Genomic DNA, 16,688 nt, shown 5'->3' with positions numbered 1-16,688 from the left:
TAACGGTAAATTAAAGGGAAAGTAATTTGACTAAAATTACTTTTATGATTAGCCATAATTTATTTTAAATATGCAACCCCAAGATTTTCACCTTAGGAGTCTCTAAATCTTGTTCTATATGATTTTTAAAAAGCCTGCACTTAGAAATACCTCATCAAATCAAAATTCTTCACCAAAAGTAACGAAGAACCCTTAAAACGAAACAGGGTATCAGCTTAAACGTGGAACGCTCGGCGAGCTTCGCCGAAATTCCAATAATAGTTATAATTAAAGATATTCGGATTTCGGCAAACCTCTATTATTCTGTTTCGAACAAACGCAGTTGATTGATGTCTTCGAAAAATCTAATCCCTCCTTTGGTGTCTGCAATCATGGTGTGGACGGTATCGTAGCGGTCAGAATTTTGGTTCTTTTCCATTCTTTCGATCACGCAGTTTTTAAAAGTATAATCTCCCCAGTTCCCTTTCATGTCTGAAACTGCATATTCTGTGAAACTGCAGTCCTCAAAAAGGAAGTCTACGCCATTATCTGATACAAGGGCCATGCGGTCGGTGAAATGGCATTTGTGAAAGTGGATCTGGTTTCCTTCGTTTGCATAAATGTTACAGTAGATAAACTCACAGCCCTCAAAGCTGATTGTCCCATCGCTATCGCTGATGATTAGATTCGAGAACTGAGAATTACGAAAGCTTACATTGGTCATCGTGGTCTCTGCAATCGTGATATGGCCGCTGTAGCACTCAAGGAATTTCGTATTGTCTAAGATATCGCTATGGATCCGTAGATATGATAGCTGGACATCTTCGATGGTTTGGTTGGAAAGGCCTTTTGGACTGTAAAGGTTTATTTCCAGGCTTTGCATGGCCAAATGTGTGGCAAAGAATTTATTCACCCATGGTTTCGAACGCATGTAATCGATGAGTGGGTTGCAAGTGGTCAAGAAACGCCAGTAAAAGTTTAGCGTAAGGATGATCTTGGCCTGGGTATTTATGTCACCTATCTGAACCTCGCTTATGAAATCTTTTTCGAAAAAATAGTCAATGTGCAGTACGAGTCTCTTTGCGAGCTCTAGCTTGGCCTCGAACCCCTTTTTTTTGATAAGGTCACTTATGAAATCCCAGATTTCCGAGGTAATTTCCTGTTCTCCCAATATGCTATTTAGATAGCTGAGCATGAGTGGGCCTTTCTTGAGGATGTATTGCTTATTCTGATCTTTGTTCAGAAAGGTGTGGAACATATTCTCGGTGATGCGCTCTGCGGTAAGGTATTCTTGAAGTGACTTGTGGAAGAATTCGATACCGGCTGCTTGGTTAGACGCAGGGTCCCTGACTTCCTTGAAATAAAAAGAAATCAAGATTCCCTTTAAGCTATTGGAAAGATGACTATCTCCTATTTTCTTCAAGATGTCCTCCAACGCTTCGGCTTTTAATACCTCATCGCTGGTCAGATAACCTTTACCAGATTTGAAAATCAGATAAGCAATCTCCTGTAACATGAACCTGAGGTCTTCACGGCTTAGTTGTTTTAGGTTTTCGATCTGTCCATCCTTGCTGTATTTACGGTCAATGATCTGATCGAAAAGCAGGTTATAGATTTCCGTACGGTTGGCGGATGCGTCTACTGGTTTTTCCAGTGAGGCAATAATGTAAAGCAAAAGGGGTTGGTTAACTAATTCGGAGAGGAAGTGCTTACCATATGAGTAGGTATTGTAGCTATTAATGCCCTTTAAAAATTCTTTGTCGAGCCATGATTCGGGGTGAAACTTGCGGTACTTTTCATTCCATTCAAGCTGTTTACCAACATTAAGTGGCTTTAAAGTGAGTGCAATATAATTTTCACGGAAAAGTTTTTGAAAATTAATGTACCCATGCCTAGTGGTGATCAATACTTCCCATTGTGTATATTTCGAGGTTTCGGTGATCAAGCCTTTAACAAAGGTCTCAATATGTTCTGCATTCAGGTCATCTTTCATATAAAGCTCATCGAGGCCATCAAGTATGACGATGCTGTTTTTGAGCATTTCCTTGGTGAAGTTCTCGTCCAGCTCGGTTTCAAGCTCTGAAAGAATGACGTTGAATGGATTATCGATGAGTGAACGGGTGTCGGTGATGTTCCGAAGTTTCAAGTAAAAAACGTTCTTCTCAAAAGGTGAAGTCAGGATATCAAAAAGGAGTTTATTGCACATGGAGGTCTTTCCCTGACCTGGATAGCCCATCACTATGGTTACCCGTGCATTGGGGTGACTGAACATTTGGTTGTGTTCGGTTTGGCCGGAGAATCGTTTGTTGAGTAGTTCGTGAATGTTAAGATCAATTTTTGGGCTATGTTGTTGCTCACGGCTTGCAGACAACAGTTCGGAAGACTTGTTGGCACTTTGAGAGAGGATACTAAAATGCGGTTCGACATAAATGCTGTTTAGTGTCATTCCAGTCTGGTCATCCATGACGGTCTGGAAAAACTGTTCTTTCAGCTTGTCGTAATATTTTGTGAGTTGTTTCTGACCTACATATTCATCAAAATAACGCCTCATTAAACTAGCGACCTTAATGGTTTGCTCGATATCGAGCTGGTTACAGATTAGTCCATACAGGCCACTTAGGTCAATTAGGTCGTTTGACGTATCGAAATTAAAGTTTTTAGAAAGTGCTTTATAAATCGTTTTAAGCTTGTTTGCTAACTTTGTTTTGTCATATTTCTTATTGGCGAGTATGACAATGATCAACCTGTCGTAATCCTTTTCCAGATCGTTTTTTAGAAAGGTATCCAAGGTATGTGTAACCTTATCTGCTCCATCACTACTACTGACTTGAATCGCCAAGCGGCTGGTTTCAGAATGCAGGTCGATGGCCGGAAAGTTGGCGATCTTTAGATTGGTGTTGGTTATTTGGGTTTGGTAGAGCTGGGAAAAAATTTCGCTGACTAGGTTTTCTGCGACTTTTGTCAAGGTGAACTGTCCGTTGGAATTGGACATGATGACCATATCGTTCAATCTGGTCAAGTATCCGAGTATTTTATTTTGAGCGTTAATAAGTTCTGTCATTACGTTATTTGATCCAGGGAAAATGCGTACCTGAAAGGCGTTTCGAAATTAGTCTTTTTGATGAATTTTGTATAAAAAATCGATTGATATCTTTGGTTTATCGTAGTGATATTTGTCAAACTGTTACTAGGCCCCGTTTTGGCTGTATATTCATTGAAAGTGGTTCTTCGTCACTTTCCATGAAACTCCGGGATTTATCACCGTAGGAGTTTCTAAATCTTGTTCTATATAGTTTTTAGAAAAGCCTGCACTTAGAAATACCTCATCAAAACCATAATTCTTCACCAAAAGTGATGAAAACCGTTATATTCGTTACTACATTTCGCTTGAAGGTGACCAATCATCTCATTTTAAGTGGTTTTAAGCTTCTGAAAAGTAGGGTTGGGCTCATTCACTCTTCCAGAGAAATCGAGATGAAAGTGTTCTAATAGCCTTAAAATCAAAAATTAATTTCTTATTCTTATGTGTTTTATAGAGTAAGCTGATTTGTTTGTAAATCGTACCCTGAAGGCCGTTTTTCTTGCAAAACCATCTTCTGCGGAGGGTTGACAAATCAATATAGGAAATTGCGTAGAACAAGGTTTTGCTTCTTTGCGCTATCTGCAAGAAATAATAATTACAAAATGGTTCCAGAGTTTTTTTGCATAACATAAGTTCATGCTATTTCATTCTAATAATAAGGGTAAATAAAAGGGAAATTAATTTGATTCAGAATAATCAATTTTGAATAGAATTGATTCACTTTAAAGATGCTATACGGACGATTTTTTTATCGTCGGGACCACTAAATAAAATCGTGCGCCCTTGTCAGCTAGCCGCTTGCAAGGGTTTTATATTTCGTGACTTACAGTTTTACTTACACTTTTTTAGAACTATATATCGTTAAAGACTATACAAATTTCTAAAAGCTGTATTAAATAAATTATAATCAGATCATATTATTTGTCGCTATACCGCTCCATTGTACTTTAATTGTTTTACTTAATAAAGATCCTGCCTGCTTTTGCCTAATGTCAAGTTTCCTAAAATAAAGTCGAACATATAATTTTCTGCTTCTTCCTCTTTGCATGCTATATTTGGTGCTAGTTCGGGGTGCAACAAACTGATTTCATAGGAAGTCAATATTTTGTCGTCTTGTATTATTGCCCACTTCCAAAGCGGTGTATCATTAAATATCAATCGAAATTCGCGATTTTGGTATTTAAATTTCTGGTTAAAACCAAGTTTTATATCTACAATCGTTTCGCCGCGATCATCCGATATCAGGTTACTATTTTTACGGAATAGCCCGGAACGATTTTCAATTTTGTAATGTTCTGAATATATATTAAAAGTTGTGGGTTGCTTAGCCCAATCGTCTCCTCTAATTAAAGTTCCAATTTTCTTTTCGTTGTGGTAGAGTGCGAAAGAAATTTTGTCAAGTTGTATCCATATTTTGTTCATAAGGGCATCGATTATTTATACAATTTATGAATTCTCTTTACTTAATGTCTGTTCAAATGTAGCAACTCCATTCTGCCAATTATTAGGATCCGTTATTGGATGAATTTCTCGATATAAGTTGCATAGATTTCATCATCTTTAATTTTTCTATTATCTAAGATAAGGGTTTTCTTTCACCCAACTTTCATGCTTTTTTTCAGATTCATGCAGTCTTTCAACGGAATATTCATGTCCCTGATCATCAATATTTTTATAATAAATGCTACATAGTAAAATTAGATTATCGTATTTATCTCGCTTGTCAATAAATAAAATACTTTTTGTAGCTGCGCCTTACACCCAGCCCTGTTCTACTCCGACTGGTATCTGGAAAGCTTTCTGATCTGGTAAAAAAAACGCTCAATTAACCGTAAGTCCTGTGTTACAATTTCGGCATTTCCCTTCAACTCATTATCGAAAGGAAGTGTTTTCTGATAAGAAGTTTTCAGGCCCCTGGGAAGCACAACATCTACATAATAATTGCCTTTTTCGTCGGGCGTGAAAGATATGTTTTGCACCCTCCCTTCTATAATGCCATATTCCTGGTAGCGGTAATTGTCGAGTTTGATTAAAACTTTTTCTCCCCTGGCAATTTTTCCCGAATTGGTTGCAGCCACAAACATTCTACCGATAAGCGCCTTTTTCTGGTTGGGTAAAATAGATAAAACAGCATCGCCACGTTTTACAAATTGATTCTCGCCCCAAAACTGCTGAAAACTGATTATACCATCTGTAGAAGAAACCACGAGGTAGTTTTGTTCCCATGCCCTTAGCGAACGCCTTAACTGCTCTAGCAGCTGTAAGGTTTGCGAGGCGAAATTGATTTTATCTTTCTCTGCATTTATGGTTGCACCGCTTTTTGTTTTATTGAGGTTAAAAATGGCTTCATCTGTTTGCGATAAAGAGATATCGAGGTTTTCTAAGTTCTGTTGCGCCTGTAAAAATTTAATTTTTTCGTTTTCAAATTCCAAAGCCGAAATTACCTTTTGGTTTAGCAGCAGCTGTGCGCGCTGGTAATTTTTCTTTACCAGTTCAAATTTTAAACCTTCAATTTTTTTTTGCCTTTTTAATGCAATTATCCTGCTTTTATTGGTCTGAATATTTTGAGCTGTCGCTACATTTTCTGGCGCATAAGGTTTAAGCCTGGCAAACAGCTGCTCATCCTGAAATGCTTTGGCAAAATTATTATAATCGCCCTGTAGCTCACCTAATTTAAACCGCGAAACTTTATCAACCGGAAACGAAAACAGCCGATCGGGAGAAATGGAATCTATAATGCTTTTAAGCTGTAAAATGTCTTTATAATTTGCAGTAGATTGTAGAACCATTAATATTTCGTCTTTTTTTATCTTTTGATGATCGCTGATGAATATTTTTTCAATTTTAGAATCGGTTCTGATCTGTAATTTTTCTGGTGGATTCTGCGACGTAACCACAATTGTTGCGGGTACAAACTCCGGATATTTAATGAAATAACTCATTAGCAAAATCATTAAAAGGATGGCCAGGATAACCATACTCCCCCAGCGGAACATCCAGTGTGGCGGTTCTGATAAAATATCCTGCACACCTTCCGAGCGCAGTTGTACCTCGTCCAGTTTATCTTTTTTAGTTTCCAAGTTCGAGCTGGTTTTTTATTAATCTGTAATATTCTCCTTTTTTTGCCACCAGTTGGTTGTGGTTGCCTTCTTCTACAACCATTCCCTTATCCAGCACAATAATTTTATCTGCATGTTTAACAGTAGACAACCTGTGGGCAATTACAATGGCCGTTTTACCCTTAAAAAACTGGTTCAGGTTTTCGATAATTATCTTTTCGTTATTGGCATCTAAGGCACTTGTGGCCTCATCAAAAAAGATGTATTCGGGCGATTTATACACCGCCCGGGCAATAAACAGCCTTTGCTTCTGTCCGCCGCTAACACCCATACCTTCGTTACCAATTTTGGTGTTGTAACTTAAAGGCAGGCTTTCTATAAAATCCTGTATGTTGGCAATTTCTATTGCTTTTCTTAGTTTTTGTTTATCAATCGCATCTTCGCCAATGGCGATATTATTGGCAATGGTGTCATTAAACACATAACTTTCCTGCATCACTACACCACAATGGTCGCGCCAGTACCTGGGTGAAATATTTTTCATATCGGTGCTGCCAATTTTTATTTCGCCTCGATCGGGTTCGTAAAATTTGGTCAACAGCTTTAAAAGCGTTGTTTTTCCGCTACCACTGGCCCCAACTATAGCCGTGGTTTTTTGAAAGGGGATAACAAGGTTTAAATCCTCAAAAACAGGCGAATCGGCTCCTGTATACCTGAACGATACAGACTTTAGTTCGATGTCTTTCTGCGCAATTTCGGTGGCATATTGTTCTTCGCTGCCTTCTTCGTTGTCTTTATCATGAATTTCCTGTAACCTTTCGAGCGAAATTCTGGCATCCTGTGTTTGTTTGATAAATTCTATGAGCTGCATTAGGGGGCTGTTTAGCTGACCGATGATATATTGTACCGAAAGCATCATGCCCAGGGTGAGGTTGCCACTCAAAACCAGTTTTGCGGCAAGGAAGCTAACCAGAATATCTTTTATCTGATTAATAAAACCACCCCCTACCGATTGCCACTGCTCTAGCGAGAGTGCCTTTATCTTTATCTTAAACAACTTTACCTGTAAAAATTCCCAGCCCCAGCGTTTCTGTTTTTCGGCATTATGCATTTTTATTTCCTGCATACCATTAATCAGTTCTATCACCGTGCTCTGCTCTTGCGCAACCTGAGCAAACATTTTATAATCGAGTTCTTTTCTTCTTTTAAGGAAAAAAACAATCCACCCTACGTACAAAATCGCGCCGAGCAGGTATACGATAAATAACCGGTAATCGTAAATGAAGAGTATAATGCTAAAAATAAGCAGGTTTACCATCGAGAAGAGGGTATTGAGCGAGGAGCTGGTTAGCAATTGTTCTATCCTGTGGTGATCGTTTATCCGCTGCATAATATCACCTGTCATCCGCGTATCAAAGAAACTGATCGGAAGTTTCATCAGCTTGATAAAAAAGTCGGAAATGATCGAAATGTTAATTCGGGTAGAAAGGTGTAGCAAGATCCAGCTCCTAATTATTTCGATGCCCATTTTACCCATAAAAAGCATTACCTGGGCCAGCAAAACCAGGTAAATAAAGTTAATGTCCTGGTTTTGTATGCCTACATCAACAATACTTTGGGTAAGGAAAGGAAAAATAAGCGATAATAAACTTCCGGCTAGTAAACCAATGGCCAGCTGGATAACGAGCGATTTATATTTTAGTAAATACCTGGAGAGGAAAGAGAAGCTTGTTTTCTTTTCTGTGTCTTCGAAATCGCTGGTGTAAAATGCAGGGCTTGTTTCTAAAATAAGGGCAATGCCTTCTTCTGTATTTTCGTGGGCATTTTCACCGATCCAGTATTTTATAAATTCTGCTTTAGTATAGGTAATTAAACCATAACCTGGATCTGAAACATAAACCTTACCGGCCTTATCAATTTTATAAACTACAACATAGTGGTTTTTGTTCCAGTGTACAATGCAAGGCAATGGTGCATCGGCCAACAGGGTATTAAAATTTATTTTAACACCTAGTGTTCTAAAGCCCAAAGCCTCTGCTGCATTACTAAGGCCAAGTAAACCACTTCCTTCCCTGGTGGTTTCGGCGAGGGTTCTGATTTGCTGCAACGCAATGCTCTTCTTATAGTGTTTAGCTACAATACGCAGGCACGTTGGTCCGCAATCCTTATTGTCGGGTTGTTTATAAAAGGGGAAAGATTTCATGCTAAACAGACCAGGCTATATTAAAATGATTTGATAATTTTTGCTGATCTATAACGCATCCCGTTGCGGAGATGGCCACACCAGAATCCTTTAGGTTAATATAATTTTCTTCATCATCCCATTTTGATAAATAAGGATTGTAAGCACATTCAGCTTGATGATACCATTTTTCATCACCTTTAACAGGTACCCGGCTATCAACACACATGTACCTAAATTCACAATCGCTGCAAACAAGTGTGTTGTTTTTATTGATATTTCCTAATTCGCGAAATTTATCCGAACGGATGGTATTTAAAAACAGTTCTTTGGTTAACAGTTTTACATTGCCAAAGCTATCCGTATTATTTAAACCATTTTTAACGTTCCCTTCCCGATCTATATATACCTTTCCATAGTAATAAGAATGAACGTTGTAGGCCTCTAAAAAATGTTCGTTATTTAACGACAGTTTATCTGTTGTTAGCTTGGTTTTATAGGTCGCAAATTCTTCTTCAAAAAAATTGAAATAAATATTTTGATAGCGTTGTGTAGTTTTTGTTTGGCTGGTTGTATTGAAGAAATTAACCGAAAAAATTAAGCGGTGATTACAGATCAGCTGACGTGTTGTTTCATAACTTTCCTGATCAAAGTTTTCAATGTACAGGTAAACACTATCTATTTCGAGGGTATCTATTTTTGCTAAAAGCGCGAACAGATGATCATCTATCTGAGGCGCTATAACTGATACGTTTAAAATGTATTCATCTTTTATGAAATCAAAAAAAACAGGGTCTGTATCCGAATGCACAATTGCATTAGTGAGCAGGTTTGGTTGCTCAAAATTTCTGTTGAAGCTTTTGAAACGGTTTTTCTGATTACGGTCAGCTATTTCGAATATGATTTCTTCCTTAAGTAAAAAATCTACCAACTCCTCTTTTTCCTCCTGGTTGGTGATTTTATTAAAATTAATCACATCGTTGGTATCCAAAATAGCATAATGCGCGTTCGGGATAAAAAAATAATCTTTCCGGATAATATCATAAATAATGGCCCTATTGTAACCCATAACAGGAATACACAATTGATTTCTTAAAAATAATTTATTCATATCGGAGATTTATAAAGTAGGTCTAACTGTAAACTTTTGGTGCAGAATAGTTTAGATTCTCTGGTTTTGATTAAATACTTCGGTTTTTCTTTTTTAACCAAAGATTTTAAATGAATGGGCGCGTTTCCACTTTGAATTTCCAGGCTGATTTTTTTCATGTGATTATAGATTTAAAGCAATTTCCTTTTCCAGGTTGTAGTTGCAAGGGCTGGAAACCATTCCGAACTGACCAATAGGATTGAGGTCTAAAAAGTAATACTGCTGATCTTCTTTGGATAAAACGACATCAAAAGAAGCGCAATTCAAACCCATGTTATCCAACAAGCCTTTAATTTTCCGCTCGTAATATTCTGGAAACTGGTAAGGTGTTATTCTATTGGGTTTCGATCTGTCGTAATTTCTAAAGTCGACCTTGGTTTTACTATTACTTTGAGAAAAAATTGCCATGGCGTAAAAATTACCATTGAGGTAGAAACACCTTATTTCATAGCTTTTTAAAATGTTTTTCTGGAAAAATGTAGGGACAAATTCATTTGGCAATGCTTCAATATCAGCTGCTGTTATTTCGGTTGTATAGGTTAGATGAATAAAATCATCGGTATCAAAAATAGAAAGAGGTGCGTTTAAGGGTTTAGAAATGATATTTTTTTCCCGCTTATAAAATTCAAGTAAGGCTTCTTTATTTCCGGTAACAATAAAGTTTGGCGCCGGTAGTTTAAGTTTACTGCATAAATCCAACAAATGAAGTTTGTTTATATCTCTTGTTTTAAAATTATTTATGCCGTCTTTTTTATCGAAAGTGAAATGAATGTATTCCATTAAACTTGCATTTTCTGCCGATAGGTAATTACTGATATGTTGACTGTTAAAGTTTTTTACAAAGTCTATATCCCCTCGCCTGTACCATATTTTGGTTATTTCGTTACTATGAATTGTTTTTCCATTAATGTTGATTATAAAATCCTTTTCTGAAATCGAAATCAGTTTTGCATCTGTATCCTCATTAATGCGGATAAATTTCTTTTTCAGATGTAATAACCAGTTAATAACCATAGCGGTAGAGTAATCATCAGTAATGGAGAAAATCAGGATCATGCTTAATTGGAGTTAACTTTATGGGTTGTTTAATTTGGTAAAAAAATGGAGGCTGTTAATCCTCCATTTTTTAATCAGAGCAGCTTTAATCAGTAGAGCTGGAAAGGCCTTGTACCGTTCTTACGCTTCTCACACTTCCATCGTCATTGTAATAGGTATACTGGCCATCAGGCGAATTGGTTGTGCCGGTTCTTACCCAACATTCACTCATGCAGCCTGCGAGTTTGCCGCCATTGATTTGACTATTTTTTAAATCAATTCGTTTTTCAAATAAACTTTTCATGTTATTTATTTTATTGGTTAACGGATATTGTAATTTTTGTTTTTGGTATGATTAGCAATTGTAATCAGTACAAACCTGTATGGTTTTATAACTATCGTCTTTAACTGTGTATCTTACATCTGAACAGCCGCCCGAGCAAGTTTCGGTACGGATAGTCGCTTGCGATTCAGCTAACCTTCCTCCATTGATCTGACTATTTTTTAAATCAATTCGTTTTTCAAATAAACCTTTCATATTATTTATTTTATTGGTTAACAGCTATTGTAATTTTTGTTTTTGGGGTTATTAGCAATTGTACTCAGTACAAACCTGTATGGTTGTTTTATTGTCGTCTTTAACGGTATAACGTACATCGGAACAGCCTTGCGTACAGGTTTCTGTGCGAACTGTAGTGTTAGATTCGGCTAATCTTCCTCCATTGATTTGACAGCTTTTTAAGTCAATCCTTTTCTCGAATAACTTGTTGTTTGTTTTCATAATAAAATAATTTAGTGTAATAGATAAACTTCGCCATCTTAACCCTGGCGTTTGGGGTTTTGCTGATCAGCTATTCATGATCACATTTCTTGCACGTCTACAAAAAACATCGTGATATAAATTTTAATAGGCAGTTTATATTGGCTATTTAGTGATTGCAGCTGGTTAATTAATTTTAAAATTGGAAAGAAACTAAAGGCAATGCAAGGAGTAGTTGATATGTGACAGGGTTGAGCCAATATTCGTAAAAGTTTGATGTTTATGCGTTAAACGCCTGCTACCGCTTAGCACTTAATCGTTAGTTTTACCATATATTATAAATACAGCTTTGATGGATAGAATGGGCTTTTTAGCTTAGATAGGCTGATATTTTAGACCATTAAGCAAGTTTTTAGTTGCTGAGGTTGAGCTTTAAACAGAAAAATTTGATTAGCTGTTCCCCAGATAATTGTTTAATTGATACAAATATGGAGCGAAAGCCTGCATATATTTACCAGTAGTTTTTTTTGAAACCGACTATTCATAAATTTAACCATTAAATAATTCACGCTTAAAGGGAATAAAATACATATAATTCAATTTCTATTAATGAATACTATTGCGAAAACCCTGATTACCCTTTGTACCATTTGCTTTCTTATTATTCCCGCTTGCAGAAATAAGGAAAATCCCACTAAGGCTGAGCCTCAGTCTGTTAAAAAAACTGCTTTCTCGGATAATTTGCCGCTTATCTTGTCTTTCGATACCTTATCAGTTGCGGCGATAAAAAAAATTGTTTACCAGCAAGACAGCCTGTTGGGCAAGGACCCTAATAAAGAATCAAACCCCTATTATCATTATTTCCATGCCAGAAAATATGTTTTTCAAAAGCAAAGGGACAGTGGCCTAATGGCTTACCAGAAAATGAAAGGGCTAAACCCGAATGATGATATTGAGCTATTGAAAACCAGTCGTATTTTAACCCATAAAATGGTCGACGGATCGATGGTAGAGCCTGCTTTAATGGGGCAGATTTTTGCGGCTTTGAAAATTTCTGAACAGCGGCATAGCCGGTTAACCCATTATTTTTATGATCTGCTGGCACGGGCCTATTTTCAGAACGGTAACGAAAAAAAATCAATTGAGTACGCTGCTATTTACTTTAAGCATAATCCGTTTAACACGCACCTGGCGGTTAAACAGCGTTATTTTGATATTTCATTCCTGCTGGCATCACGTTTGGGCGATTTTAAAAAAATGGCACATTATAACGTCCAGGCCCGGCGTTTGGCAGAACAGGTTGGCGATAGCCTGGCCATGGCCCGCACTTACGATAACGAAGCACAGATTTACAGCCTGCAACAGCAAAGTGCCAAAGCCCTGGCCTGCAGTAAAATTTATTTCAACTACCTTAAAAAAAATAATGACCTGAATGGTATTGCCTACAACAACCTGGCTACCGCATTTTCTCAAAATAAACAGCCCGATTCGGCCATTAAGTATTATAAAGCAGGTATAGCTTTCGAAAAACGCGACACATCAGTCAGGCAAAAGGAAATCTATTACAACGGCCTCATCGAAGCCTATAAAATGAAGGGCGATTTTGCCCATGCACTTCAGGCTGCAGATTCTGCCTATTCTATCGAACTGCGTAACTATAAAGCCATCGAAGCTGTTAAGGTTGCCGAAATTCATGAAAAATATCAGACAGAAAAAAAAGACCAGAATATAGCAGCGTTAAATAGCCGCAATAAACTGAACGAAACCATTATTAAACAGCAGCGCTGGACACTTTTTTTAGCCCTGATCATCTTTATCAGTGTAGTTTCTTTCTTTTATAGTTTCTACCGCCAGCAGCGTTTAAGAGAAAAGAATAAATTATTAAAGTCAGAAAACCAGCGCTTAAGTGTAGAACAGAAAATGTTACAGGCGCAACTAAACCCACATTTTATCTTCAATGCCATCGCCAATTTACAAAGCCTGATTGCTTCGGGGCATGCTGACGAGTCTGTGTGCTACCTCAGGTCTTTTTCGGAGTTATTGCGCAGTACGCTGGAGCAGAACAGAAAAGATTTTATCGAAATTGAAGAAGAAATTGCTTCGCTAAACAATTATCTCCGGTTGCAGCAAATGCGTTATGCCGATGTTTTCGATTATAAAATTATAGTTGATGATCAATTGAACCTAAACGAAACGTTAATTCCCCCCATGCTTGTTCAGCCTTTTGTAGAAAATGCAATTGAACATGGTTTTAGAAATATAGGGTATAAGGGTTTGCTAGCCATATCTTTCAAAATTAAAGATGGTTTGCTGGCAATCGAAATAGATGATAACGGAAGTGGACTAGGCCCAAAGCCTATCGAAAACCCAAAGAAACAATCGCTTGCCCAGGTGATTTTAAAAGAAAGAATCGATTTGCTTTTTACTGCCAACGGGCAGCAGGCTCAATTTAAAGTAAGCAATAAGCAGACAAGTGCTGTAACAGGCGTATTTGTTGAAATACTGATCCCAATAGTTAATGATTAAATAAGATGTTATGAAAATTTATATTTTAGAAGATGAGATCCGGATTTTACAGCACATCTTACAAATTGTTAAAAAAATCGACTACCTCGACGTTGTAGGCTTTGCCGGAGAAATTGCAATCGCAAAACAAGAAATTCTGACATTAAAACCTGATATTATTCTGGCCGATATACGTTTAAAGGACGGCGATAGTTTCCACCTGTTTGATGAAATCGGTGTTACCGATTTTCAGGTTATTTTTCTCACCGCCTACGATCAGTATGCCATACAGGCACTTAATTTAGGTGCCTTTGGGTATTTACTTAAACCGATTGATGAGGTAACATTAACCATGCATTTAAACAAATGTTATCATCACCGTGAGCAGGAAACTTTAGGGCAGCAACAGCTTGCCATTGCTAAAGAACATTACCTTGCCCAGGGCGTAGCTGCCGCTAAACGAATTGCCTTAAAAAGCCTTGAATATATCGAGGTAGTAGCTATTGAAGATATTATGTACTGTAAAAGTGATAAGGGTTACACCACATTTTATTTAAATGGCGGCAGCGAAATACTGGTTTCGAAGGGCCTAAAGGAATATGAAAGTTTACTAACACCCTTTGGTTTTTTAAGGTGCCACCAATCGTTTCTGGTTAATTTTAAATACGTTAAAAAATATTACCGCGAAGGGTATTTACAAATGGAAAACAAAGAAAACATATTGGTTTCGAGCAGAAAAAAAGAAGAGGTATTACGGTACCTTGAAAATATTGCATAGTACTTAATGCGGCCGTAAGCAATGGGCATATAACCCCTAATTAAATTCTTGGATTGTTAATGTTATTGGATGGTAATGTTAATTTCTCCACTTAGAACATTTCCTGAAACTTTTGTTGTCTTATTTCTTTCAATTGGAATGAAAACGGGGATTGGAAGTGACCCTGGTGGATTAATATCTATAAAAAGCGTTCTTCCGGTTGTTAGCAGCTTAAGTTTAAATGGCCCATCGGCTGATGTATTGACCTGAAAAGTAGGCCTTCTGGTTATGCCATTAAAAGGATTATAAGTATCAAAACTTATAGCGGTAGATTCAAGGAATAGCTCTGCATTAAAAGTATGAACATCAGCAAAAGAAATTTCGACTTCGCCGATTACACGCTGCATCATCAGATCAACAGTTTTATTTCCCGTAATGTTAACGGTGTCTTTTGCCAGAAATGTATCAGTGGTTTTATATTTTTTTTCGCCCTCGAAAGGATCTGGATAAAGATACTGCATATAAGCCTGTGCAATTTGTAGTTTTACTGGCGTTGTAGCAGGCGTTTGATAAAAAAGATTAATGCCAAAAGGTGTATTTGATCCTGCTGCAACAAAAATGTAATTTGTTGATGGTAGGTTAAAGGCAATTTGTCCAAAATTTAAATCAGTTGAGCTTTGCGTTTGCCTTGCTACTTCTTCACCGCTAGAAGCATCGTAAGCAATAATGCTGAGTTGCGTAATATAGTTTTTTATCGGTTCGTTTTGGAATCCAACATTAGGCTCCCCAATAGTGTGATTTAGCCCACCAATACGAAAATTGACAGTATATTTTTTTTGATTTGAACCATTACCTATTAAATCAATAAGATCCATTTTACAGCTCATTAGTAAAATCAACTGTAACAAAGCCCATAACAAAAATAACTTTCTCATACTACGAATTTAATATTATTTAAATGTATCTCGTTGTAAAACAGATTTTTGTAAAAGTTATTTACAGGTGTAAATAAACTGTTAGAAAGGATAATTGGTTGGTTTCCTACATGATTTTGATCTTCCTGTTGGGTTAAAAATGGTCAATAAGTGTGTAACACTGTACACCTCCCCAAATTCACACCAATTAAATTAGAATTTTAAAATGTTGGTGCTGGATTATTATCGATTATACCCTATAGGGTAAGTTTAATCTACTTACGCTAAATTGTACCTTATCGGGTATACTATTTTGGTGCGTTCAAAAAATCATCCTGTTCATAATACATGAACACACAAATAAACATCAACTTCTTTCCCAATAAAGGCAAAAATAAGAAGCAGCAAACACTGGGTTTGGCAAATCTGGCTATAGAATTCGCAACGGTTCGTCTATAAATTATAGGCGTTGGTCTAGTGCTTACCAACGCTGGTATAATACCGGGTTTTTGCCTGCAACGTTTGGGGGGCAGCTGCGTCTTAATAACAAACAACAGCAAAAACCTAAAATATAAACGATATGAAAACTTTAGCAAAAACAATATTCGCAGCAGCATTAACAGCCGTATTATTTACTTCATCAGCCATGGCAACTTTTGCCGCTGAGCCAGTTAAATCAGAAACAAAAACTTCTTCTTTATCAAAGTTTGATCGGATCTGGGTAAGTGGTAACGTGAAGCTTATTTTAACGCAAGGCGATAAACAGAACGTAGCAGGTATGAGCAACTATGATGCTTCAAAAACCTCGGTATCTACTGATGGAAAAACCTTGTTCATCAATTCAATGGAAACCAGTCAGGTTACACTGAACATTACCGTAAAAGATTTGGAAAGAATCGAAGCTTATGGCCAATCGGTTGTGGTTACCAGCAATAATTTCGATGTAAAAAACCTTCAGTTATTTTTGAGCCAAAGCGCTACCGCTAAAATCAAAACCACAGCAAGCAGTTTATATACGATCGTTAAAGATGATGCGGTATTAAAATTAAATGGCACTGCTGGTGAAAGTACTATGATTGCAGGCAACATGAAAAATGTAAAATTAGCTGATTTTGCCAGTCTTAAATCTGCCTCGTATGCTTCTGAAGCGATTATGGATGCGGAACAAAATGCAATGAATTTAGCAAAATAATAAATAACGATCAGATAAGTTAAAGCTGCCCATTGGGCGGCTTTTTTGTTTAAGGGGGGATGCTATTAAATTA

At 37.1% G+C, this 16,688-nt stretch carries 13 protein-coding genes; 3 read left to right on the top strand and 10 right to left on the bottom strand.

The window, feature by feature from the left end:
* Positions 1-298: 298 nt before the first annotated feature.
* The 9 genes from ACTJKN_RS20940 to ACTJKN_RS20900 form a co-directional block, all read right to left on the bottom strand.
* A complete protein-coding gene (locus ACTJKN_RS20940) occupies positions 299-3,040 on the bottom strand; it encodes an SMEK domain-containing protein (protein WP_440827687.1) in 2,742 nt (913 codons plus the stop codon).
* Between the two features lie 981 nt (positions 3,041-4,021).
* Complete coding sequence (locus tag ACTJKN_RS20935; RefSeq protein WP_440827686.1) at positions 4,022-4,483, bottom strand: hypothetical protein; 462 nt, start codon at positions 4,481-4,483, stop codon at positions 4,022-4,024.
* Positions 4,484-4,833: 350 nt separating this feature from the next.
* The gene (locus ACTJKN_RS20930; RefSeq protein ID WP_440827685.1) at positions 4,834-6,141 is read right to left on the bottom strand and encodes an HlyD family secretion protein; all 1,308 of its coding nucleotides are present in this window, start codon (positions 6,139-6,141) and stop codon (positions 4,834-4,836) included.
* Positions 6,131-8,323: a peptidase domain-containing ABC transporter gene (locus tag ACTJKN_RS20925; protein ID WP_440827684.1), complete on the bottom strand. Its 2,193-nt coding sequence runs from the start codon at positions 8,321-8,323 to the stop codon at positions 6,131-6,133. The genes ACTJKN_RS20930 and ACTJKN_RS20925 overlap by 11 nt, the downstream gene beginning before the upstream one ends.
* A 1-nt stretch (position 8,324) precedes the next feature.
* A complete protein-coding gene (locus tag ACTJKN_RS20920) occupies positions 8,325-9,413 on the bottom strand; it encodes a hypothetical protein (protein ID WP_440827683.1) in 1,089 nt (362 codons plus the stop codon).
* A gap of 162 nt (positions 9,414-9,575) precedes the next feature.
* Positions 9,576-10,508: a grasp-with-spasm system ATP-grasp peptide maturase gene (gene gwsG, locus ACTJKN_RS20915; RefSeq protein ID WP_440827682.1), complete on the bottom strand. Its 933-nt coding sequence runs from the start codon at positions 10,506-10,508 to the stop codon at positions 9,576-9,578.
* Between the two features lie 85 nt (positions 10,509-10,593).
* On the bottom strand, positions 10,594-10,791 hold the full coding sequence (locus ACTJKN_RS20910; protein ID WP_440827681.1) for a hypothetical protein: 198 nt from the start codon (positions 10,789-10,791) through the stop codon (positions 10,594-10,596).
* Between the two features lie 51 nt (positions 10,792-10,842).
* A complete protein-coding gene (locus tag ACTJKN_RS20905; RefSeq protein WP_440827680.1) occupies positions 10,843-11,025 on the bottom strand; it encodes a hypothetical protein in 183 nt (60 codons plus the stop codon).
* Positions 11,026-11,076: 51 nt separating this feature from the next.
* Complete coding sequence (locus tag ACTJKN_RS20900; protein WP_440827679.1) at positions 11,077-11,268, bottom strand: hypothetical protein; 192 nt, start codon at positions 11,266-11,268, stop codon at positions 11,077-11,079.
* 588 nt (positions 11,269-11,856) lie between these two features.
* Here ACTJKN_RS20900 and ACTJKN_RS20895 point away from each other — a divergent pair.
* Together ACTJKN_RS20895 and ACTJKN_RS20890 are read left to right on the top strand one after the other, a co-directional pair.
* Positions 11,857-13,773: a tetratricopeptide repeat-containing sensor histidine kinase gene (locus ACTJKN_RS20895; protein WP_440827678.1), complete on the top strand. Its 1,917-nt coding sequence runs from the start codon at positions 11,857-11,859 to the stop codon at positions 13,771-13,773.
* Positions 13,774-13,783: 10 nt separating this feature from the next.
* A complete protein-coding gene (locus ACTJKN_RS20890) occupies positions 13,784-14,530 on the top strand; it encodes a LytR/AlgR family response regulator transcription factor (RefSeq protein WP_440827677.1) in 747 nt (248 codons plus the stop codon).
* 62 nt (positions 14,531-14,592) lie between these two features.
* On the opposite strand, the gene ACTJKN_RS20885 is transcribed toward ACTJKN_RS20890, so the two are convergent.
* Positions 14,593-15,444, bottom strand: coding sequence for a hypothetical protein (locus tag ACTJKN_RS20885; protein WP_440827676.1), 852 nt, complete (start codon positions 15,442-15,444; stop codon positions 14,593-14,595).
* A 559-nt stretch (positions 15,445-16,003) separates the two neighbouring features.
* Between ACTJKN_RS20885 and ACTJKN_RS20880 the strand changes: the two genes are divergently transcribed.
* Positions 16,004-16,615 carry a GIN domain-containing protein gene (locus tag ACTJKN_RS20880; RefSeq protein ID WP_440827675.1) on the top strand — a complete coding sequence of 204 codons (612 nt, stop codon included), beginning with the start codon at positions 16,004-16,006 and terminating at the stop codon, positions 16,613-16,615.
* The last annotated feature ends 73 nt before the right edge of the window (positions 16,616-16,688 follow it).

The organism is Pedobacter sp. 22163 (genome assembly GCF_052045595.1).
Classification (GTDB): domain Bacteria; phylum Bacteroidota; class Bacteroidia; order Sphingobacteriales; family Sphingobacteriaceae; genus Pedobacter.
Note: the sequence above shows the minus strand (reverse complement) of the source record. Positions and strands in the feature narration are given on the sequence as shown.